Consider the following 19,803-nt stretch of genomic DNA (forward strand, 5'->3'; position numbering starts at 1 on the left):
GGGTTTTAACATGACTTCTGGTTATAGAAAGGACGCTGTCTGACCCGCAAGCAGACCGGAGGAAGGAAACAATAAGAACAGCATGTGGGCGTTATTCATGGTAAGAAATGTGAAAAAACAAAGACCTGTCAATCTGGATCTACAAACGATTCGATTCCCAATCACGGCGATAGCGTCCATTCTCCATCGCGTATCCGGTGTGATCACTTTTGTGGCGGTCGGTATTCTGCTTTGGTTGCTGGGCACCAGCCTTTCCTCTCCGGAGGGCTTCCTGACGGCCGCTTCCATCATGAATAGCTTCTTCGTGAAGTTCATCATGTGGGGCATCCTCACCGCGCTGGCTTATCACGCCGTTGTCGGTATCCGCCATCTGCTGATGGACTTTGGCTATCTGGAAGAAACCCTCGAAGCAGGGACACGCTCCGCCAAAATTTCTTTTGTTATTACTGTCGTGCTTTCACTTCTCGCAGGAGTCCTCGTATGGTAAGCAACGCCTCAGCACTGGGACGCAACGGCGTACATGACTTTATTCTGGTCCGTGCTACCGCCATCGTTCTGACCCTCTACATCATCTACATGGTTGGCTTCTTCGCCACCTCCGGTGAGATCTCCTGGGAAATCTGGACCGGATTCTTCTCCTCCGCGTTCACCAAAGTCTTTACCCTGCTGGCTCTCGTTTCCATCCTGATTCACGCCTGGATCGGTATGTGGCAGGTGTTGACGGACTACGTTAAACCACTGGCCGTGCGCTTAGTTCTGCAACTGATTATCGTTGTGGCGCTGGTGGCTTACGTTCTTTATGGATTTGTTGTGGTGTGGGGTGTGTAATGAAATTGCCAGTCAGAGAATTTGATGCAGTTGTAATTGGTGCCGGCGGCGCAGGTATGCGCGCGGCGCTGCAGATTTCCCAGAGCGGACAGACCTGTGCGCTGCTCTCTAAAGTTTTCCCTACCCGTTCCCATACCGTTTCCGCGCAGGGTGGCATCACCGTTGCGCTCGGTAATACCCATGAAGATAACTGGGAATGGCACATGTACGATACCGTGAAAGGGTCGGACTATATCGGCGACCAGGACGCCATCGAATATATGTGTAAGACCGGCCCGGAAGCGATTCTTGAGCTGGAACATATGGGCCTGCCGTTCTCCCGTCTTGATGACGGCCGTATTTATCAGCGTCCGTTTGGCGGCCAGTCGAAAAACTTCGGCGGCGAGCAGGCGGCACGTACCGCGGCGGCGGCCGACCGTACCGGTCACGCGCTGCTGCACACCCTGTATCAACAGAACCTGAAAAACCACACCACTATCTTCTCCGAATGGTATGCCCTCGATCTGGTGAAAAACCAGGACGGCGCGGTGGTCGGTTGTACCGCTCTGTGCATTGAAACCGGTGAAGTGGTGTACTTCAAAGCCCGCGCTACCGTGCTGGCGACCGGCGGCGCAGGCCGTATTTATCAATCCACCACCAACGCCCACATCAACACCGGTGACGGCGTCGGTATGGCTCTGCGCGCGGGCGTTCCGGTGCAGGATATGGAAATGTGGCAGTTCCACCCGACCGGTATCGCCGGGGCAGGGGTGCTGGTCACCGAAGGTTGCCGCGGCGAAGGCGGTTACCTGCTGAACAAACACGGCGAGCGCTTCATGGAGCGTTATGCGCCGAACGCGAAAGACCTGGCGGGTCGTGACGTGGTGGCGCGTTCCATCATGATCGAAATCCGCGAAGGCCGCGGCTGCGATGGTCCGTGGGGCCCGCACGCCAAGCTGAAACTGGATCACCTGGGTAAAGAAGTGCTGGAATCCCGTCTGCCGGGCATTCTTGAACTGTCTCGTACCTTTGCCCACGTTGACCCGGTTAAAGAACCGATTCCGGTTATCCCAACCTGCCACTACATGATGGGCGGTATTCCGACCAAAGTGACCGGCCAGGCGCTGACCGTGAACGAGAAGGGCGAAGATGTGGTGATTCCGGGCCTGTTCGCCGTTGGCGAAATCGCCTGCGTATCGGTACACGGCGCCAACCGTCTGGGCGGCAACTCGCTGCTGGACCTGGTGGTCTTCGGCCGCGCGGCGGGTCTGCATCTGCAGGAATCCATCGCCGAGCAGGGCGCGCTGCGCGCTGCCAGCGAGTCCGATGTCGAAGCTTCCCTGGACCGCCTCAACCGTTGGAACAACACCCGTTCCGGCGAAGACCCGGTTGCTATCCGCAAAGCGCTGCAGGAATGTATGCAGCATAACTTCTCGGTCTTCCGTGAAGGCGACGCGATGCATAAAGGTCTGGAACAGCTGAAAGAGATCCGCGAGCGTCTGAAAAATGCGCGCCTGGACGACACTTCCAGCGAGTTCAACACCCAGCGCGTTGAGTGCCTGGAGCTGGATAACCTGATGGAAACGGCGTATTCCACGGCGGTATCCGCTAACTTCCGTACCGAAAGCCGCGGCGCGCATAGCCGCTTCGACTTCCCGGAACGTGATGATGAAAACTGGCTGTGCCATTCCCTGTATCTGCCAGAGTCGGAATCCATGACGCGTCGAGCGGTCAACATGGAACCGAAACTGCGTCCGGCATTCCCGCCGAAGATTCGTACTTATTAATGCGGAGACAGGAATATGAAACTCGAGTTTTCAATTTATCGCTATAACCCGGATGTTGATGACGCTCCGCATATGCAGGATTACACCCTCGACGCGGAAGAAGGTCGCGACATGATGCTGCTGGATGCGCTTATCCAGCTGAAAGAAAAAGATCCGTCGCTGTCGTTCCGCCGCTCCTGCCGTGAAGGGGTGTGCGGTTCCGATGGTCTGAACATGAACGGTAAAAATGGTCTGGCGTGCATCACGCCGATCTCCGCGCTGAATCAGCCGGGTAAGAAAATTGTTATTCGTCCGCTGCCTGGATTGCCGGTGATCCGCGATTTGGTGGTAGACATGGGGCAATTCTACGCACAATATGAGAAGATCAAGCCTTACTTATTGAATAATGGGCAAAATCCTCCGGCTCGCGAGCATCTGCAGATGCCTGAGCAGCGCGAGAAACTCGATGGTCTGTACGAGTGTATTCTGTGCGCATGTTGTTCGACCTCTTGCCCGTCGTTCTGGTGGAACCCGGACAAGTTCATCGGCCCGGCAGGCCTTCTGGCCGCGTATCGCTTCCTGATCGACAGCCGCGATACCGAAACCAGCGAGCGTCTGGAAGGTCTGAGCGATGCTTTCAGCGTATTCCGCTGTCACAGCATCATGAACTGCGTCAGTGTTTGTCCTAAGGGATTGAACCCAACGCGCGCCATCGGCCATATTAAGTCGATGCTGCTGCAGCGCAGCGCGTAAGCAACACGGTCTGTCCCGGATGGCGCGTGCGCTTATCCGGGCTACCAAAGCAGTAGCCCCGGCAAGCCTTAGCGCCGCCGGGGATATAGCAGGAAACCTCTAAAAACTGCCCCTGATAGTTAGACAGTTTTTAAAGGTTCCTTAGCGGATAGAAACCACAACTCGTCCGCAACAAGTGAACCCCGGCACGTGCACTCGGTGTGCGTGGTAGTTTCTACGGCGAAATAAGCATAAAAATGCTTAAGGGATCACGATGCAGAACGGCGCAATGAAAGCCTGGCTGGACTCTTCTTACCTCTCTGGTTCGAACCAGAGCTGGATAGAACAGCTCTATGAAGACTTCTTAACCGATCCTGACTCTGTTGACGCCAACTGGCGTTCGATGTTCCAGCAGTTACCTGGCACCGGAGTTAAACCGGATCAATTTCATTCGAAAACACGTGATTATTTCCGTCGACTGGCGAAGGATGCCTCACGTTACACTTCTTCGATATCCGACCCTGATACCAATGTGAAGCAGGTTAAAGTCCTGCAGCTCATCAACGCATACCGTTTCCGCGGTCACCAGCAGGCGAATCTCGATCCGCTGGGACTGTGGCAGCAAGAGAGAGTGGCGGATCTCGATCCGGCTTACCACGATCTCACTGAGGCCGATTTCCAGGAAAGCTATAACGTAGGTTCTTTCGCCATCGGAAAAGATACGATGAAGCTGGGCGACCTGATTGCGGCGCTTAAGCAAACCTACTGCGGCTCCATCGGCGCGGAATACATGCATATCACCTCTACTGAAGAAAAACGCTGGATCCAGCAGCGTATTGAGTCAGTAGCTGGTAAAGCGAGCTTCACCGCGGAAGAGAAAAAGCGCTTCCTGAGCGAACTGACCGCCGCGGAAGGCCTGGAGCGCTACCTCGGCGCCAAATTCCCGGGCGCGAAACGCTTCTCGCTGGAAGGCGGCGATGCGTTAATCCCGATGCTCAAAGAGATCATCCGTCACGCCGGTAAGAGCGGCACCCGTGAAGTGGTGCTGGGCATGGCGCACCGTGGTCGTCTGAACGTACTGGTTAACGTGCTGGGTAAAAAACCGCAGGATCTGTTCGACGAATTCGCGGGCAAACATAAAGAACACCTCGGCACCGGCGACGTGAAGTACCACATGGGCTTCTCTTCCGATATGGAAACCGAAGGCGGCCTGGTTCACCTGGCGCTGGCGTTTAACCCGTCGCACCTGGAAATCGTAAGCCCGGTGGTTATCGGCTCCGTACGCGCCCGTCTGGATCGTCTGGACGAGCCGAGCAGCAACAAAGTTCTGCCAATCACCATCCACGGCGACGCCGCGGTAGCCGGCCAGGGCGTGGTTCAGGAAACCCTGAACATGTCCAAAGCGCGCGGTTACGAAGTGGGCGGTACCGTTCGCATCGTTATCAACAACCAGGTTGGCTTCACCACGTCCAACCCGCTGGATGCGCGTTCTACGCCTTACTGCACCGATATCGGTAAGATGGTTCAGGCGCCGATTTTCCACGTTAACGCGGATGACCCGGAAGCGGTCGCTTTCGTTACCCGTCTGGCGCTGGATTTCCGTAATACCTTCAAACGCGATGTCTTCATTGACCTGGTGTGCTACCGCCGTCACGGCCACAACGAAGCCGACGAGCCGAGCGCAACCCAGCCGCTGATGTACCAGAAAATCAAAAAGCATCCGACTCCGCGCAAAATCTATGCTGACAAGCTGGAGCAGGACAAAGTCGCGACGCTGGAAGACGCTACCGAACAGGTTAACCTCTACCGCGATGCGCTGGATGCCGGCGATTGCGTGGTAGCGGAATGGCGTCCGATGAACATGCACTCCTTTACCTGGTCTCCGTACCTCAACCATGAGTGGGACGAGAGCTACCCGGATAAAGTTGAGCCAAAACGTCTGCAAGAGCTGGCCAAACGCATCAGCACGGTACCGGAAAGCGTTGAGATGCAGTCTCGCGTAGCGAAAATCTACGGCGACCGTCAGTTGATGGCGGCGGGCGAGAAGCTGTTCGACTGGGGCGCGGCGGAAAACCTGGCGTACGCCACCCTGGTTGACGAAGGTATTCCGGTACGTCTGTCCGGCGAAGACTCCGGTCGCGGCACCTTCTTCCACCGTCATGCGGTTATCCATAACCAGAGCAACGGCTCTACCTATACGCCGCTGCAGAACGTACACAACGGCCAGGGCCAGTTCCGCGTCTGGGACTCCGTGCTGTCTGAAGAAGCGGTACTGGCATTCGAATACGGTTACGCCACCGCGGAACCACGCACTCTGACCATCTGGGAAGCGCAGTTCGGCGACTTCGCCAACGGCGCGCAGGTGGTGATTGACCAGTTCATCAGCTCCGGCGAGCAGAAATGGGGCCGGATGTGCGGCCTGGTGATGCTACTGCCGCACGGCTACGAAGGGCAGGGCCCGGAGCACTCCTCCGCGCGTCTGGAACGTTATCTGCAGCTGTGCGCTGAGCAGAACATGCAGGTTTGCGTACCGTCCACTCCGGCACAGGTTTACCACATGCTGCGTCGTCAGGCGCTGCGCGGTATGCGCCGTCCGCTGGTGGTCATGTCGCCGAAATCTTTGCTGCGCCACCCGCTGGCGGTTTCCAGCATGGACGAACTGGCGAACGGCACCTTTATGCCGGCGATTGGCGAAATCGACGAGCTCGATCCGCAAGCCGTGAAACGCGTCGTACTGTGCTCTGGTAAGGTTTACTACGACCTGCTGGAACAGCGCCGCAAAAACGAGCAAAAAGATGTCGCCATCGTGCGTATCGAACAGCTCTATCCGTTCCCGCATCAGGCGGTGCAGGAAGCGCTGAAAGCTTATTCGCACGTCCACGATTTTGTCTGGTGCCAGGAAGAGCCGCTCAACCAGGGCGCATGGTACTGCAGCCAGCACCACCTTCGTGAAGTAGTTCCATTTGGGGCCTCTCTGCGTTATGCAGGCCGCCCGGCCTCCGCCTCTCCGGCGGTAGGGTATATGTCCGTTCACCAGAAACAGCAACAAGATCTGGTCAATGACGCGCTGAACGTCGATTAATTAAAGGATACACAATGAGTAGCGTAGATATTCTGGTTCCCGACCTTCCTGAGTCCGTAGCTGACGCAACCGTCGCCACCTGGCACAAAAAACCGGGCGACGCGGTAGTCCGCGACGAAGTTCTGGTCGAAATCGAAACTGACAAAGTGGTACTGGAAGTACCGGCATCAGCGGACGGCATTCTGGATGCAGTACTGGAAGACGAAGGCGCCACCGTGCTGTCTCGTCAGATTCTGGGCCGCCTGCGTGAAGGCAACAGCGCCGGTAAAGCCGCTGATGCGAAAGCTGATACTAAAGAGTCCACCCCGGCTCAGCGTCAGCAAGCGTCTCTGGAAGAGCAAAGCAACGACGCGCTTAGCCCGGCTATCCGTCGTCTGCTGGCTGAACACAGCCTCGACGCGGCGGCGATTAAAGGCACCGGCGTTGGCGGCCGTCTGACCCGCGAAGACGTTGAGAAGCATCTGGCGAGCGCGCCGGCGAAAGCTGAAGCGAAAGCGCCAGCCGCTGCTGCGGCGCCGGTTGCGCAACTGGGCCACCGCTCTGAAAAACGCGTACCGATGACCCGTCTGCGTAAACGCGTTGCCGAGCGTCTGCTGGAAGCGAAAAACTCTACCGCCATGCTGACCACGTTCAACGAAGTCAACATGAAGCCGATTATGGATCTGCGTAAGCAGTACGGCGAAGCGTTCGAAAAACGTCACGGTATCCGTCTGGGCTTCATGTCCTTCTACGTGAAAGCGGTGGTTGAAGCGCTGAAACGCTACCCGGAAGTGAATGCTTCCATCGATGGCGACGACGTGGTTTATCACAACTACTTCGACGTAAGCATGGCGGTTTCTACGCCGCGCGGCCTGGTGACTCCGGTTCTGCGTGACGTTGACCTGCTGGGCATGGCGGATATCGAAAAGAATATTAAAGAGCTGGCAGTGAAAGGCCGTGACGGCAAGCTGACCGTAGATGACCTGACCGGCGGTAACTTCACCATTACCAACGGCGGCGTATTCGGTTCTCTGATGTCCACGCCGATCATCAACCCACCGCAGAGCGCCATCCTGGGTATGCATGCCATTAAAGACCGTCCGATGGCGGTGAATGGCAAGGTAGAAATTCTGCCGATGATGTACCTGGCGCTCTCCTACGACCACCGTCTGATCGATGGACGTGAATCGGTAGGCTTCCTGGTAGCGATTAAAGAGCTGCTGGAAGATCCGACTCGTCTGCTGCTGGACGTGTAGTAGTCACAATGGCCCGGTGCGTCTGCCCGGGCCAATAAAAACATCATCGGCCTGCAATTGTGTCGGCTACATGATAACGATTACCTGAAGGATGGACTGAACACATGAACTTACATGAATATCAGGCAAAACAACTTTTTGCCCGCTATGGCTTACCGGCGCCGGTGGGTTATGCCTGTACTACTCCGCGTGAAGCAGAAGAAGCCGCTTCAAAAATCGGCGCGGGTCCGTGGGTAGTGAAATGTCAGGTTCACGCTGGTGGCCGCGGTAAAGCGGGCGGTGTGAAAGTAGTTAAGAGCAAAGAAGAGATTCGCGCTTTTGCTGAGCATTGGCTGGGCAAACGCCTGGTGACTTACCAAACAGATGCTAACGGCCAGCCGGTAAACCAGATTCTGGTTGAAGCGGCGACCGATATTGATAAAGAACTGTATCTGGGCGCGGTTGTTGACCGTAGCTCCCGTCGCGTGGTGTTCATGGCGTCTACCGAAGGCGGCGTGGAAATCGAAAAAGTGGCGGAAGAAACCCCACACCTGATCCACAAGATCGCTATCGATCCGCTGGCGGGCCCGATGCCTTACCAGGGGCGTGAACTGGCGTTTAAACTGGGTCTGGAAGGTAAACAGGTTCAGCAGTTCACCAAGATCTTCATGGGTCTGGCGACCATCTTCCTGGAGCGCGACCTGGCGCTTATCGAAATCAACCCGCTGGTTATCACCAAGCAGGGCGACCTGATCTGCCTTGACGGTAAACTGGGCGCTGACGGCAACGCGCTGTTCCGCCAGCCGGATCTGCGCGAAATGCGCGACCAGTCTCAGGAAGATCCGCGCGAAGCTCAGGCGGCGCAGTGGGAACTGAACTACGTTGCCCTCGACGGCAACATCGGTTGCATGGTTAACGGCGCAGGCCTGGCGATGGGCACCATGGACATCGTTAAGCTGCACGGCGGCGAACCGGCTAACTTCCTCGACGTTGGCGGCGGCGCAACCAAAGAGCGCGTGACCGAAGCGTTCAAAATCATCCTCTCTGACGACAACGTTAAAGCGGTTCTGGTTAACATCTTCGGCGGTATCGTACGTTGCGACCTGATCGCTGACGGCATCATCGGCGCGGTTGAAGAAGTGGGTGTTAACGTACCGGTTGTGGTTCGTCTCGAAGGTAACAACGCCGAACTGGGCGCGAAAAAACTGGCTGACAGCGGCCTGAATATTATTGCAGCGAAAAGTCTGACGGACGCAGCACAGCAGGTTGTTGCCGCAGTGGAGGGGAAATAATGTCAGTTTTAATTAATAAAGACACCAAGGTTATCTGCCAGGGCTTTACCGGTAGCCAGGGTACATTCCACTCTGAACAAGCGATCGCTTACGGCACTCAGATGGTTGGCGGCGTAACGCCAGGTAAAGGCGGCACCACTCATCTGGGCCTGCCGGTATTTAACACCGTGCGCGAAGCCGTTGAAGCCACCGGCGCGACTGCGACCGTCATCTACGTTCCGGCGCCGTTCTGCAAAGACTCCATTCTGGAAGCTATCGACGCGGGCATTAAGCTGATTATCACCATCACCGAAGGTATCCCGACCCTGGATATGCTGACCGTGAAAGTGAAGCTGGACGAAGCTGGCGTTCGCATGATCGGCCCTAACTGCCCGGGCGTTATCACTCCGGGCGAGTGCAAAATCGGCATCATGCCGGGTCACATTCACAAGCCGGGTAAAGTGGGCATCGTTTCCCGTTCCGGTACCCTGACCTATGAAGCGGTTAAGCAGACCACCGACTATGGCTTCGGCCAGTCTACCTGCGTCGGTATCGGCGGCGACCCGATCCCGGGCTCCAACTTCATCGATATCCTGAAAATGTTCCAGGAAGACCCGCAGACCGAAGCGATCGTCATGATCGGTGAAATCGGCGGCAGCGCGGAAGAAGAAGCGGCAGCTTACATTAAAGAGCATGTGACTAAGCCGGTTGTCGGCTACATCGCGGGCGTTACCGCGCCGAAAGGCAAGCGTATGGGCCACGCCGGCGCCATCATCGCTGGCGGTAAAGGTACTGCTGATGAGAAATTTGCTGCGCTGGAAGCGGCCGGTGTGAAAACCGTTCGCAGCCTGGCGGATATCGGCGAAGCGCTGAAAGCAATCATCAAGTAAACCCTCACTGCTCCTCAGGAGCAGACTAATGTCCGATTTCGACATGGTTGGCCACCGTCAGGTGGCCTTTTTTTTGCCTTGTCGTCATGCCGCAGGCTCTCCCTTGCGTTAAAAAACGCTATTGTATTGATTTGATGAATATTATTGGGAATAATCACTCGCCGCTTTCCGGGGGAGGGGAGATGGTTAATTTTATGTGAAAATAAACAGAAAAACGCAGACGTTATTTTTTGCATTTCGATTGGGAAAAATAGTGTGACCGGTCTAACATTATTAGGATCGCATCATTTCTTACCTTAAATTGGTCAAAGTTAAAATTATATTACCTATAATTCTCATCTCTCTCTTTTTAGTAACCGCTAGCGGCAGACTTTAAACACATTTTTAACATCAATTTCACTGTTATTCTTTATTGCGCCACATAATTAACATAGGCGGGAAAAATTGATTTATATCAATGCTTAATACTTGGAAAAAATCCCCAAAAAAAGTTAAATTGTCGCAAATCAAATTGGCCTATTCAGGGCATTTTCGCTATATATTGATCACCGTCGAAAAATGTAAAGCTGGAACAATAAAATCCTATTTATTGTAAGGTTATTGCGGCGTAATATATTAGAGAATCATTTGGTTTTTTCGTTAACGTATTTGTAACCTTTGCGAGGGCGCTGTTTCATCGCCAGATGAGCAGTAACGTACCAGGGAGCAAATAATTTTGTATTGGGGCATGCGTATGAACCTGAATTTTGGGTTCGTTCTCGGAGTCTTCATGCGATGAGCAAGGAGTCATGATGTTAGATATAGTCGAACTGTCGCGCTTACAGTTTGCCTTGACCGCGATGTACCACTTCCTTTTTGTGCCGCTAACGCTCGGTATGGCGTTCCTGCTGGCCATCATGGAAACGGTCTACGTCCTTTCCGGCAAACAGATTTATAAAGATATGACCAAGTTCTGGGGCAAGTTGTTTGGTATCAACTTCGCTCTGGGTGTCGCAACCGGTTTGACCATGGAGTTCCAGTTCGGGACTAACTGGTCTTACTATTCTCACTATGTGGGCGATATCTTCGGTGCGCCGCTGGCCATTGAAGGTCTGATGGCCTTCTTCCTCGAATCTACCTTTGTAGGTCTGTTCTTCTTCGGTTGGGATCGTCTGGGCAAAGTTCAGCACATGGCGGTGACCTGGCTGGTCGCGCTGGGGTCTAACCTTTCCGCGCTGTGGATCCTTGTGGCCAACGGCTGGATGCAGAACCCGATCGCATCGGATTTCAACTTTGAAACCATGCGTATGGAGATGGTCAGCTTCTCCGAGCTGGTCCTGAACCCGGTTGCTCAGGTTAAATTCGTCCACACCGTGGCCTCCGGCTATGTGACTGGCGCGATGTTCATCCTTGCCATCAGCTCCTGGTACATGCTTAAAGGCCGTGATTTCGCCTTTGCTAAGCGTTCCTTCGCGATTGCTGCAAGCTTTGGTATGGCCGCTATCCTCTCCGTTATCGTCCTCGGCGATGAGTCCGGTTACGAAATGGGTGACGTGCAGAAAACCAAACTGGCGGCGATTGAAGCGGAATGGGAAACTCAGCCGGCGCCGGCTGCCTTTACCCTGTTTGGTATTCCCGACCAGGAAGCGCAAACCAACCACTTCTCCATCCAGATCCCTTACGCGCTGGGTATCATCGCTACCCGCTCGGTGGATAAGCCGGTTATCGGCCTGAAAGATCTGATGGCGCAGCATGAAGAGCGTATCCGTAACGGGATGAAAGCCTATGCGCTGCTGGAACAGCTGCGCGCCGGCTCCACCGATCAGGCGGTTCGCGATCGGTTCAATGATGTTAAGAAAGACCTCGGTTATGGCCTGCTGCTCAAGCGCTATACCCCGAACGTCGCTGACGCCACGGAAGAGCAGATCGCTAAAGCGACCAAAGACTCTATTCCGAGCGTAGCGCCGCTGTACTTCGCCTTCCGTATCATGGTGGCGTGCGGCGTACTGATGCTGTTGATTATCGGCGCCTCTTTCTGGACCGTGATTCGCAACCGTATTGGCGAGAAAAAATGGCTGCTGCGCGCCGCGTTCTTCGGCCTGCCGCTGCCGTGGATTGCCGTTGAAGCGGGCTGGTTTGTTGCCGAATATGGCCGTCAGCCGTGGGCGATTGGTGAAGTGCTGCCAACAGCGGTGGCGAACTCGTCGCTGACCGCGGGCGATCTGATCTTCTCGATGTTGCTGATCTGCGGTCTGTATACGCTGTTCCTGGTGGCTGAACTGTTCCTGATGTTCAAGTTTGCCCGCAAAGGACCGAGCAGCCTGAAAACGGGTCGCTATCACTTTGAACAGTCCTCCGCGGCTATTCAGTCGGCACGCTAAGACAGGAGTCGTCAAATGATCGATTATGAAGTATTGCGTTTAATCTGGTGGCTACTGATCGGCATTCTGCTGATTGGCTTTGCCGTCGCCGACGGTTTCGACATGGGGGTGGGCATGCTCACCCGTTTCCTCGGTCGTAATGACACCGAGCGTCGAATCATGATCAACTCCATCGCCCCGCACTGGGACGGAAACCAGGTGTGGCTCATCACCGCCGGCGGCGCGCTGTTTGCTGCCTGGCCGATGGTATACGCCGCCGCGTTCTCCGGTTTCTACGTGGCGATGATTCTGGTGCTGGCGTCTTTATTCTTCCGTCCGGTGGGCTTTGACTACCGTTCCAAGATTGAAGATACCCGCTGGCGCAACATGTGGGACTGGGGCATCTTCGTGGGGAGCTTTGTGCCGCCGCTGGTTATCGGCGTGGCTTTCGGCAACCTGCTGCAGGGCGTACCGTTCCATATCGATGAGTATCTGCGTCTGTACTACACCGGCAACTTCTTCCAGCTGCTGAATCCGTTTGGTCTGCTGGCGGGTATCGTCAGCGTGGCGATGATCCTGACGCAGGGCGCGACCTACCTGCAGATGCGTACCGTAGGCGAACTGCATCTGCGCACCCGCACCGTCTCCACGGTGGCGGCGCTGGTGACGCTGGTCTGCTTCGCGCTGGCGGGCGTTTGGGTCTACTACGGCATCGACGGCTATGTGGTGAAATCGGTGCTGGATCATACCGGCCCGTCTAACCCGCTGACCAAAGAAGTGGCGCGTGAAGCCGGCGCGTGGATGGTGAACTTTAACAATATGCCAGCGCTGTGGGCTATTCCTGCCCTGGGCGTGGTGCTGCCGCTGCTGACCGTCGCGTCAACAAAAGCAGATAAAGGCGCCATGGCGTTCCTGTTCTCCTCGCTGACGCTGGCCTGCATCATCCTGACCGCGGGTATCGCGATGTTCCCGTTCATCATGCCGTCCAGCACAATGCTGAATGCGAGCCTGACGATGTGGGATGCCACCTCCAGCCAGCTGACGCTGAATGTGATGACCTACGTGGCTATCGTGTTTGTGCCGATTATCCTCGGCTACACCACCTGGTGTTACTGGAAGATGTTTGGCCGCATTACCCGCGAAGACATCGAAAAGAACACCCACTCGCTGTACTAAGGTAAGGAGCTATATATGTGGTACTTCGCATGGATTTTGGGAACGCTGCTTGCCTGTGCCTTTGGGGTGATTACCGCGCTGGCGCTTGAGCACGTGGAAGCCACCAAAGCAGGTAAAGAAGAGCATTGATGAAAATTATCGCGACCCTTTACGCGATAATGGACAAGCGCCCGTTAAGGGCGCTTTCCTTATTATTGGCGCTGCTGCTGGCAGGCTGCATCTTCTGGGATCCGTCGCGCTTTGCGGCGAAGACCAGCGAGCTTGAAATCTGGCATGGATTCTTGCTGATGTGGGCGGTGTGCGCTGGCGTCATTCACGGTGTGGGCTTCCGTCCGAAAGCCGTGCACTGGCAGGGGATTTTTTGTCCGCTTATCGCTGATATCGTTCTCTTCGCAGGCCTGATCTTTTTCTTCTTTTGAAAGATAAGAGTATAAGAGAAGTCTGTTAACCGCATGGGCTTGCATAAGCCCATAAAAATTTACTCGCCGTTTACTTTCTCCCATTCCAAACCACGATTCCCGCGCGTATAGTAGCGAAGTTTGAAAGCACTACTCTTTTTTTGCATTACCGGGATGTAAAGTGAATACAACGCTGTTTCGATGGCCGGTCCGGGTCTACTACGAAGATACCGATGCCGGTGGTGTGGTTTACCACGCCAGTTACGTCGCTTTTTATGAAAGAGCACGCACAGAGATGCTGCGCCACCATCACTTCAGTCAGCAGGTTCTGTTGGCTGAACGAGTTGCCTTTGTCGTTCGCAAAATGACGCTGGAGTATTTTGCGCCCGCCAGACTCGACGACATGCTCGAAATCCAGACGGAAATTACCTCGATGCGAGGCACCTCTTTGGTTTTCACGCAGCGAATCGTCAACGCCGAGAATACAGTTTTGAACGAAGCTGAAGTTCTCATTGTGTGCGTTGATCCACTCTTAATGAAGCCTCGTGCGCTTCCCAAGTCTATTGTCGCGGAGTTTAAGCAGTGACTGACATGAATATCCTTGATTTGTTCCTGAAGGCGAGCCTTCTGGTTAAACTTATCATGTTGATTTTGATTGGTTTTTCTATCGCTTCCTGGGCTATTATTATTCAGAGAACGCGTATCCTCAATTCCGCCAGCCGCGAAGCCGAAGCGTTTGAAGATAAGTTCTGGTCCGGCATTGAACTGTCTCGCCTGTACCAGGAGAGCCAGGGCCGTCGCGATAGTCTCGCCGGTTCCGAGCAGATTTTTTACAGCGGCTTTAAAGAGTTCGCTCGTCTGCATCGCGCCAACAGCCATGCGCCGGAAGCGATTGTCGAAGGGGCGTCGCGCGCGATGCGTATCTCGATGAATCGCGAACTGGAAACGCTGGAAACGCATATTCCGTTCCTTGGCACCGTGGGTTCTATCAGCCCGTATATCGGCCTGTTCGGTACCGTCTGGGGGATCATGCACGCCTTTATCGCCCTCGGCGCGGTGAAGCAGGCGACGCTGCAGATGGTTGCACCGGGGATCGCGGAAGCGCTGATCGCCACGGCAATCGGTCTGTTCGCCGCCATCCCGGCGGTTATGGCCTACAACCGTCTGAACCAGCGCGTGAACAAACTTGAACTGAACTACGACAACTTTATGGAAGAGTTCACCGCCATTCTGCACCGTCAGGCGTTTACCAGCAGCGAAAGCAATAAGGGGTAAGCCATGGCCAGAGCACGTGGACGCGGACGTCGCGAACTGAAGTCCGAGATTAACATCGTTCCGCTGCTGGATGTCCTGTTGGTGCTGTTGCTGATCTTCATGGCGACAGCGCCGATCATTACGCAGAGCGTGGAAGTCGATCTGCCGGACGCCACGGAGTCGCAAGCGGTGAAAAGCAACGATGAACCACCGGTTATCGTTGAAGTCTCCGGAGTAGGGCAGTACAGCGTGAAAGTCGGTCAGGAAACGTTGTCTCAGTTGCCGCCGGAGCAGGTCATTGCTGAAGCGAAGCGCCGACTCGAAGCGAATGAGAAGACGGTGTTCCTTATCGGCGGCGCGAAAGATGTGCCTTACGATGAAATTATTAAAGCGCTTAACCTGTTGCATAGCGCAGGGGTTAAATCGGTTGGCTTAATGACCAAGCCTATTTAATCGGCCCGCAAAGCGAGCGGCGGTGGATATCGATAGCATTCCGCCGTTGCTTTTAAGCGGCAACAGGCGAACAGTTTTTGGGAACCGATAGTGTCAAAGGCAACCGAACAAAACGATAAGCTTAAACGAGCGATCATAGTTTCAGTAGTGCTGCACATCATTCTGATTGCGCTACTGATCTGGAGTTCGTTCGACGAGCATCTGGATACTTCCGGCGGCGGCGGAGGTTCGTCCATTGATGCGGTGATGGTCGATCCTGGCGCGGTAGTCAACAACTACAACCGCCAGCAACAGCAGCAGTCCAGCGCGCGTCGCGCGGCCGAGCAGCGTGAAAAGCAGGCTCAGCAGCAGGCTGAAGAGCTGCGGGAAAAACAGGCGGCCGAGCAGGAACGCCTGAAGCAAATGGAACAAGAACGTCTGCAGGCGCAGGAAGCGGCGAAAGAAGCGAAAGAACAGCAGAAACAGGCTGAAGAGGCCGCAGCTAAGGCTGCCGCCGCGGCAAAAGCGAAAGCAGATGCCCAGGCGAAAGAAGCGCAGGAAGATGCCGCTAAAGCCGCCGCTGATGCCAAAGCTAAGGCCGATGCCCAGGCGAAAGTTGCGGAAGCGGCTGCCGCTAAGGCGGCAGCCAAAGCAGCCGCTGACGCGAAGAAACAGGCGGAAGCCGAAGCGGCCAAAGCCGCCGCGGATGCGCAGAAGAAAGCCGAAGCGGAAGCGGCGAAAAAAGCTCAGCAGGATGCAGAGAAGAAAGCGCAGCAGCAGGCCGAGAAGAAAGCCCAGCAGGAAGCGGCGAAACAGGCTGCGGCAGAAAAGGCCGCCGCTGAGAAAGCCGCTGCCCAGAAAGCTGCCGCGGAAAAAGCAGCCGCCGAGAAGGCCGCTGCTGAAAAAGCCGCAGCAGCCGAAAAAGCCGCTGCCGCCAAAGCTGCCGCCGCAGAAAAAGCGGCGGCTGATAAAGCAGCCAAAGCCGCCGCCGCGAAGGCCGCCGCGGCCAAGAAAGCCGCTGCCGCTAAAGAAGCAAGCGGTGTTGACGATCTGCTCGGTGACCTGAGCTCAGGTAAGAATGCGCCGAAAGCCGGCGGTGGAGCTAAAGGCAATGGCCAGCCATCGAAAGATAGCGGTGCCTCTGGCGCCAACGGCGGGGCAACGGGAGCTGATATCAGCGCATACGCAAAGCAAATACAGATGGCTATTCAAAGCCGCCTGTATGATGCCAGCCTCTATCAAGGCAAGCGTTGCGTGTTGCATATCAACCTTGGGCCTGACGGCACATTAAAGGATATCACCTCTGAAGGAGGCGACCCTGCGCTGTGTCAGGCGGCATTAACGGCAGCACGTACTGCGAGTATTCCTAAACCGCCAAGTCAGGCTGTTTATGAGAAAATAAAAAATGCCACACTAGACTTTAAACTGTAATCGTTTTTCCCCGTGCAAGCGGGGAAAAACAATCTATGGTAGTCACAGGGTTTTGGTAGTTTTGTGTATTTGGGTTTGTTAACATTCTGCTAAATTATCGTGGGCTTTCCGCCCGGATAAGGGAGATATGATGAAGCAGGCATTACGAGTAGCATTTGGTTTTTTGATGCTGTGGGCGGCGGTGCTGCACGCAGAAGTACGCATCGAGATCACCCAGGGGGTGGACTCGGCGCGCCCCATCGGTGTGGTGCCATTCCAGTGGGCTGGCCCGGGCGCTGCGCCTGAAGATATTGGCGGCGTGGTAGCGGCTGACCTGCGTAACAGCGGCAAGTTTAATCCGCTGGATCGCTCGCGCCTGCCTCAGCAGCCGGGTAGCGCTCAGGAAGTGCAGCCTGCGGCATGGTCTGCGCTGGGCGTTGACGCCGTGGTCGTAGGCCAGGTGACGCCGAACCCTGACGGTTCTTACCAGGTTGCCTATCAGCTGGTTGATACCGGCGGTGCGCCGGGTACCATCCTGTCGCAAGGCTCTTTCAAAGTGACCAAGCAGTACCTGCGTTATGCCGGACATACTGCCAGTGACGCGGTATTCGAAAAGCTGACCGGGATTAAAGGCGCTTTCCGTACCCGTATCGCTTATGTGGTTCGCACCAACGGCGGCCAGTTCCCGTATGAGCTGCGCGTCTCTGACTACGATGGCTACAACCAGTTCCTGGTTCACCGTTCATCGCAGCCGCTGATGTCGCCGGCATGGTCTCCGGACGGTTCTAAACTGGCCTATGTGACCTTCGAAAGCGGCCGCTCCGCGCTGGTAGTCCAGACGCTGGCGAATGGCGCAGTCCGTCAGATTGCTTCCTTCCCGCAGCATAACGGCGCGCCGGCCTTCTCGCCGGACGGCAGCAAACTGGCATTCGCACTGTCGAAAACCGGTAGCCTGAACCTGTACGTGATGGACCTCGGCTCCGGCCAGATTCGTCAGGTGACTAACGGTCGCAGCAATAACACCGAACCGAGCTGGTTCCCGGATAGCCAGAATCTGGCGTTTACTTCCGACCAGGCTGGCCGTCCTCAGGTGTATAAAGTCAACATCAACGGCGGTACGCCGCAGCGTATTACCTGGGAAGGTTCGCAGAACCAGGATGCTGACGTCAGCGCTGATGGTAAAATTATGGTAATGGTGAGCTCGGCCAACGGTCAGCAACACATTGCTAAGCAAGATCTGGAAGCGGGTGGTGTACAGGTTCTGTCATCAACGTTTTTAGATGAAACGCCAAGTCTGGCACCTAACGGCACTATGGTAATCTACAGCTCTTCTCAGGGGATGGGATCCGTGCTGAATCTGGTTTCTACAGATGGGCGTTTCAAAGCGCGTCTTCCGGCAACTGATGGACAGGTAAAATTCCCTGCCTGGTCGCCGTATCTGTGATAATAAATAATTGATTATTAAAGGAATCAAAGAAATGCAACTGAACAAAGTGCTGAAAGGGCTGATGATCGCTCTGCCGGTTATGGCAATCGCGGCGTGTTCTTCCAACAAGAACGCCAGCAACGACCAGAGCGGTGAAGGCATGCTGGGTGCCGGCACTGGTATGGACGCTAACGCTAACGGCGGCAACATGTCTTCCGAAGAGCAAGCTCGTCTGCAGATGCAGCAGCTGCAGCAGAACAACATCGTTTACTTCGATCTGGACAAGTACGATATCCGTTCTGACTTCGCTGCAATGCTGGATGCGCACGCTAACTTCCTGCGTAGCAACCCGTCCTACAAAGTGACCGTAGAAGGTCACGCGGATGAGCGCGGTACTCCGGAATACAACATCGCTCTGGGTGAGCGTCGTGCTAACGCCGTTAAGATGTATCTGCAGGGCAAAGGTGTTTCTGCTGACCAGATTTCCATCGTTTCTTACGGTAAAGAAAAACCTGCCGTACTGGGTCATGACGAAGCGGCATATGCCAAAAACCGTCGCGCCGTACTGGTTTACTAAGAGAATTGCATGAGCAGTAACTTCAGACATCATTTATTGAGTCTGTCGTTACTGGTTGGCATAGCGGCCCCCTGGGCCGCTTTTGCTCAGGCGCCAATCAGTAGTGTCGGCTCAGGCTCGGTCGAAGACCGCGTCACTCAACTTGAGCGTATTTCCAATGCTCACAGCCAGCTTTTAACCCAACTCCAGCAACAACTCTCCGATAACCAAAGCGATATTGATTCCCTACGCGGTCAGATTCAGGAAAATCAGTATCAGCTCAATCAGATTGTCGAACGCCAGAAGCAGATTCTGCAACAGATCGACGGGCTGACGAGCGGTGGCGGAGCAGCTGCGGCAGGCGCGCAGACGCAGGCTCCATCGTCTTCTGGCGATCAGAGTTCGGCTACCGCCAGTACAGCGCCGGCGGCCTCTTCTGGGGCGCCTGCGATGACCGGGGATGCCAACACCGATTACAACGCGGCTATTGCGCTGGTTAAAGATTCGTCCCGCCAGGATGACGCGATGGTGGCGTTTCAGAACTTCGTCAAGAAGTACCCGGATTCAACCTATCAGCCGAACGCCAACTACTGGCTCGGACAGTTGAACTACAATAAGGGGAAAAAAGACGATGCGGCATATTATTTTGCCTCGGTGGTGAAAAACTATCCGAAATCCCCGAAAGCGCCGGATGCGATGTTTAAAGTCGGCGTCATCATGCAGGACAAAGGTGACACCGCTAAAGCGAAAGCGGTTTACCAGCAGGTGGTCAGCAAATTCCCTGGCACCGATGGTGCGAAACAAGCGCAAAAACGCCTTAACGCCCTGGGTTGATTATGGCATGACCAGAAATCGCGTTATTTCTGGTCTTGTCGCACGAAACCCAAGCAGTTAAGTGATCTTTATCGAAATTTTAGTTGCGCTGAAATCTGAAATCAGTAATATATGCCGCCGTTGCCAAGGGATATCGAACAAGCCCAAAGCGACGCCAGAGTGGGTCGTTAGCTCAGTTGGTAGAGCAGTTGACTTTTAATCAATTGGTCGCAGGTT

The 19,803-nt window shown here is 55.1% G+C and carries 19 protein-coding genes; all 19 read left to right on the plus strand.

Features of this window, described 5'->3' with window-relative positions; genetic code table 11:
* The first annotated feature begins 82 nt into the window (after positions 1–82).
* The 19 genes from sdhC to cpoB all read left to right on the plus strand — a co-directional run bounded on the left by sdhC (position 83) and on the right by cpoB (position 19,587).
* Positions 83–487, plus strand: coding sequence for a succinate dehydrogenase cytochrome b556 subunit (sdhC, locus tag ABLV17_RS15440; protein ID WP_020079340.1), 405 nt, complete (start codon positions 83–85; stop codon positions 485–487).
* The gene (gene sdhD / locus ABLV17_RS15445) at positions 481–828 is read left to right on the plus strand and encodes a succinate dehydrogenase membrane anchor subunit (protein WP_015367674.1); all 348 of its coding nucleotides are present in this window, start codon (positions 481–483) and stop codon (positions 826–828) included. Before sdhC ends, sdhD begins: the two co-directional genes overlap by 7 nt.
* On the plus strand, positions 828–2,594 hold the full coding sequence (gene sdhA / locus ABLV17_RS15450; RefSeq protein ID WP_032707635.1) for a succinate dehydrogenase flavoprotein subunit: 1,767 nt from the start codon (positions 828–830) through the stop codon (positions 2,592–2,594). Before sdhD ends, sdhA begins: the two co-directional genes overlap by 1 nt.
* Positions 2,595–2,609: 15 nt before the next feature.
* On the plus strand, positions 2,610–3,326 hold the full coding sequence (gene sdhB / locus ABLV17_RS15455) for a succinate dehydrogenase iron-sulfur subunit SdhB (protein WP_020079339.1): 717 nt from the start codon (positions 2,610–2,612) through the stop codon (positions 3,324–3,326).
* Positions 3,327–3,579: 253 nt separating this feature from the next.
* The gene (sucA, locus tag ABLV17_RS15460; RefSeq protein WP_045381571.1) at positions 3,580–6,387 is read left to right on the plus strand and encodes a 2-oxoglutarate dehydrogenase E1 component; all 2,808 of its coding nucleotides are present in this window, start codon (positions 3,580–3,582) and stop codon (positions 6,385–6,387) included.
* A gap of 14 nt (positions 6,388–6,401) precedes the next feature.
* Complete coding sequence (gene odhB / locus ABLV17_RS15465) at positions 6,402–7,622, plus strand: 2-oxoglutarate dehydrogenase complex dihydrolipoyllysine-residue succinyltransferase (protein ID WP_020079338.1); 1,221 nt, start codon at positions 6,402–6,404, stop codon at positions 7,620–7,622.
* 104 nt (positions 7,623–7,726) lie between these two features.
* A complete protein-coding gene (gene sucC, locus ABLV17_RS15470) occupies positions 7,727–8,893 on the plus strand; it encodes an ADP-forming succinate--CoA ligase subunit beta (RefSeq protein ID WP_015367670.1) in 1,167 nt (388 codons plus the stop codon).
* Positions 8,893–9,762 carry a succinate--CoA ligase subunit alpha gene (gene sucD, locus ABLV17_RS15475; protein ID WP_015367669.1) on the plus strand — a complete coding sequence of 290 codons (870 nt, stop codon included), beginning with the start codon at positions 8,893–8,895 and terminating at the stop codon, positions 9,760–9,762. The genes sucC and sucD overlap by 1 nt, the downstream gene beginning before the upstream one ends.
* A 791-nt stretch (positions 9,763–10,553) precedes the next feature.
* Positions 10,554–12,122, plus strand: coding sequence for a cytochrome ubiquinol oxidase subunit I (gene cydA / locus ABLV17_RS15480; protein WP_015367666.1), 1,569 nt, complete (start codon positions 10,554–10,556; stop codon positions 12,120–12,122).
* Positions 12,123–12,137: 15 nt separating this feature from the next.
* Positions 12,138–13,277: a cytochrome d ubiquinol oxidase subunit II gene (gene cydB / locus ABLV17_RS15485; protein WP_015367665.1), complete on the plus strand. Its 1,140-nt coding sequence runs from the start codon at positions 12,138–12,140 to the stop codon at positions 13,275–13,277.
* Between the two features lie 15 nt (positions 13,278–13,292).
* Complete coding sequence (gene cydX, locus ABLV17_RS15490) at positions 13,293–13,406, plus strand: cytochrome bd-I oxidase subunit CydX (protein ID WP_004100325.1); 114 nt, start codon at positions 13,293–13,295, stop codon at positions 13,404–13,406.
* Positions 13,406–13,696: a cyd operon protein YbgE gene (gene ybgE / locus ABLV17_RS15495; protein WP_087860209.1), complete on the plus strand. Its 291-nt coding sequence runs from the start codon at positions 13,406–13,408 to the stop codon at positions 13,694–13,696. The genes cydX and ybgE overlap by 1 nt, the downstream gene beginning before the upstream one ends.
* Positions 13,697–13,856: 160 nt before the next feature.
* On the plus strand, positions 13,857–14,261 hold the full coding sequence (gene ybgC / locus ABLV17_RS15500) for a tol-pal system-associated acyl-CoA thioesterase (protein WP_004859689.1): 405 nt from the start codon (positions 13,857–13,859) through the stop codon (positions 14,259–14,261).
* Positions 14,258–14,950, plus strand: a complete 693-nt coding sequence (gene tolQ / locus ABLV17_RS15505) for a Tol-Pal system protein TolQ (RefSeq protein ID WP_015704769.1) — start codon at positions 14,258–14,260, stop codon at positions 14,948–14,950. The genes ybgC and tolQ overlap by 4 nt, the downstream gene beginning before the upstream one ends.
* A 3-nt stretch (positions 14,951–14,953) precedes the next feature.
* Entirely contained in the window at positions 14,954–15,382 is a 429-nt protein-coding gene (gene tolR, locus ABLV17_RS15510) for a colicin uptake protein TolR (protein WP_015367661.1), read from the plus strand.
* A gap of 90 nt (positions 15,383–15,472) precedes the next feature.
* Positions 15,473–16,792: a cell envelope integrity protein TolA gene (gene tolA / locus ABLV17_RS15515; RefSeq protein WP_213317420.1), complete on the plus strand. Its 1,320-nt coding sequence runs from the start codon at positions 15,473–15,475 to the stop codon at positions 16,790–16,792.
* 130 nt (positions 16,793–16,922) lie between these two features.
* Entirely contained in the window at positions 16,923–18,215 is a 1,293-nt protein-coding gene (gene tolB, locus ABLV17_RS15520) for a Tol-Pal system beta propeller repeat protein TolB (protein ID WP_015367659.1), read from the plus strand.
* Positions 18,216–18,249: 34 nt separating this feature from the next.
* Entirely contained in the window at positions 18,250–18,774 is a 525-nt protein-coding gene (gene pal, locus ABLV17_RS15525; protein ID WP_004859700.1) for a peptidoglycan-associated lipoprotein Pal, read from the plus strand.
* Positions 18,775–18,783: 9 nt separating this feature from the next.
* Positions 18,784–19,587, plus strand: a complete 804-nt coding sequence (gene cpoB, locus ABLV17_RS15530; protein ID WP_087860207.1) for a cell division protein CpoB — start codon at positions 18,784–18,786, stop codon at positions 19,585–19,587.
* The last annotated feature ends 216 nt before the right edge of the window (positions 19,588–19,803 follow it).

Source organism: Klebsiella sp. CN_Kp091 (genome assembly GCF_040065095.1).
In the GTDB taxonomy this organism is placed as follows: Bacteria; Pseudomonadota; Gammaproteobacteria; order Enterobacterales; family Enterobacteriaceae; genus Klebsiella; species Klebsiella aerogenes.

Excerpts from the sequence above, each read along its gene's own strand:
- cpoB (WP_087860207.1), top strand. The coding sequence starts at position 18,784 with ATGAGCAGTAACTTCAGACATCATTTATTGAGTCTGTCGTTACTGGTT.
- sdhC (WP_020079340.1), top strand. The coding sequence starts at position 83 with ATGTGGGCGTTATTCATGGTAAGAAATGTGAAAAAACAAAGACCTGTC.
- cydB (WP_015367665.1), top strand. The coding sequence starts at position 12,138 with ATGATCGATTATGAAGTATTGCGTTTAATCTGGTGGCTACTGATCGGC.
- tolR (WP_015367661.1), top strand. The coding sequence starts at position 14,954 with ATGGCCAGAGCACGTGGACGCGGACGTCGCGAACTGAAGTCCGAGATT.
- pal (WP_004859700.1), top strand. The coding sequence starts at position 18,250 with ATGCAACTGAACAAAGTGCTGAAAGGGCTGATGATCGCTCTGCCGGTT.
- sdhB (WP_020079339.1), top strand. The coding sequence starts at position 2,610 with ATGAAACTCGAGTTTTCAATTTATCGCTATAACCCGGATGTTGATGAC.
- ybgE (WP_087860209.1), top strand. The coding sequence starts at position 13,406 with ATGAAAATTATCGCGACCCTTTACGCGATAATGGACAAGCGCCCGTTA.
- cydX (WP_004100325.1), top strand. The coding sequence starts at position 13,293 with ATGTGGTACTTCGCATGGATTTTGGGAACGCTGCTTGCCTGTGCCTTT.
- sucC (WP_015367670.1), top strand. The coding sequence starts at position 7,727 with ATGAACTTACATGAATATCAGGCAAAACAACTTTTTGCCCGCTATGGC.
- odhB (WP_020079338.1), top strand. The coding sequence starts at position 6,402 with ATGAGTAGCGTAGATATTCTGGTTCCCGACCTTCCTGAGTCCGTAGCT.
- sdhA (WP_032707635.1), top strand. The coding sequence starts at position 828 with ATGAAATTGCCAGTCAGAGAATTTGATGCAGTTGTAATTGGTGCCGGC.
- sucA (WP_045381571.1), top strand. The coding sequence starts at position 3,580 with ATGCAGAACGGCGCAATGAAAGCCTGGCTGGACTCTTCTTACCTCTCT.
- cydA (WP_015367666.1), top strand. The coding sequence starts at position 10,554 with ATGTTAGATATAGTCGAACTGTCGCGCTTACAGTTTGCCTTGACCGCG.
- tolB (WP_015367659.1), top strand. The coding sequence starts at position 16,923 with ATGAAGCAGGCATTACGAGTAGCATTTGGTTTTTTGATGCTGTGGGCG.
- sdhD (WP_015367674.1), top strand. The coding sequence starts at position 481 with ATGGTAAGCAACGCCTCAGCACTGGGACGCAACGGCGTACATGACTTT.
- sucD (WP_015367669.1), top strand. The coding sequence starts at position 8,893 with ATGTCAGTTTTAATTAATAAAGACACCAAGGTTATCTGCCAGGGCTTT.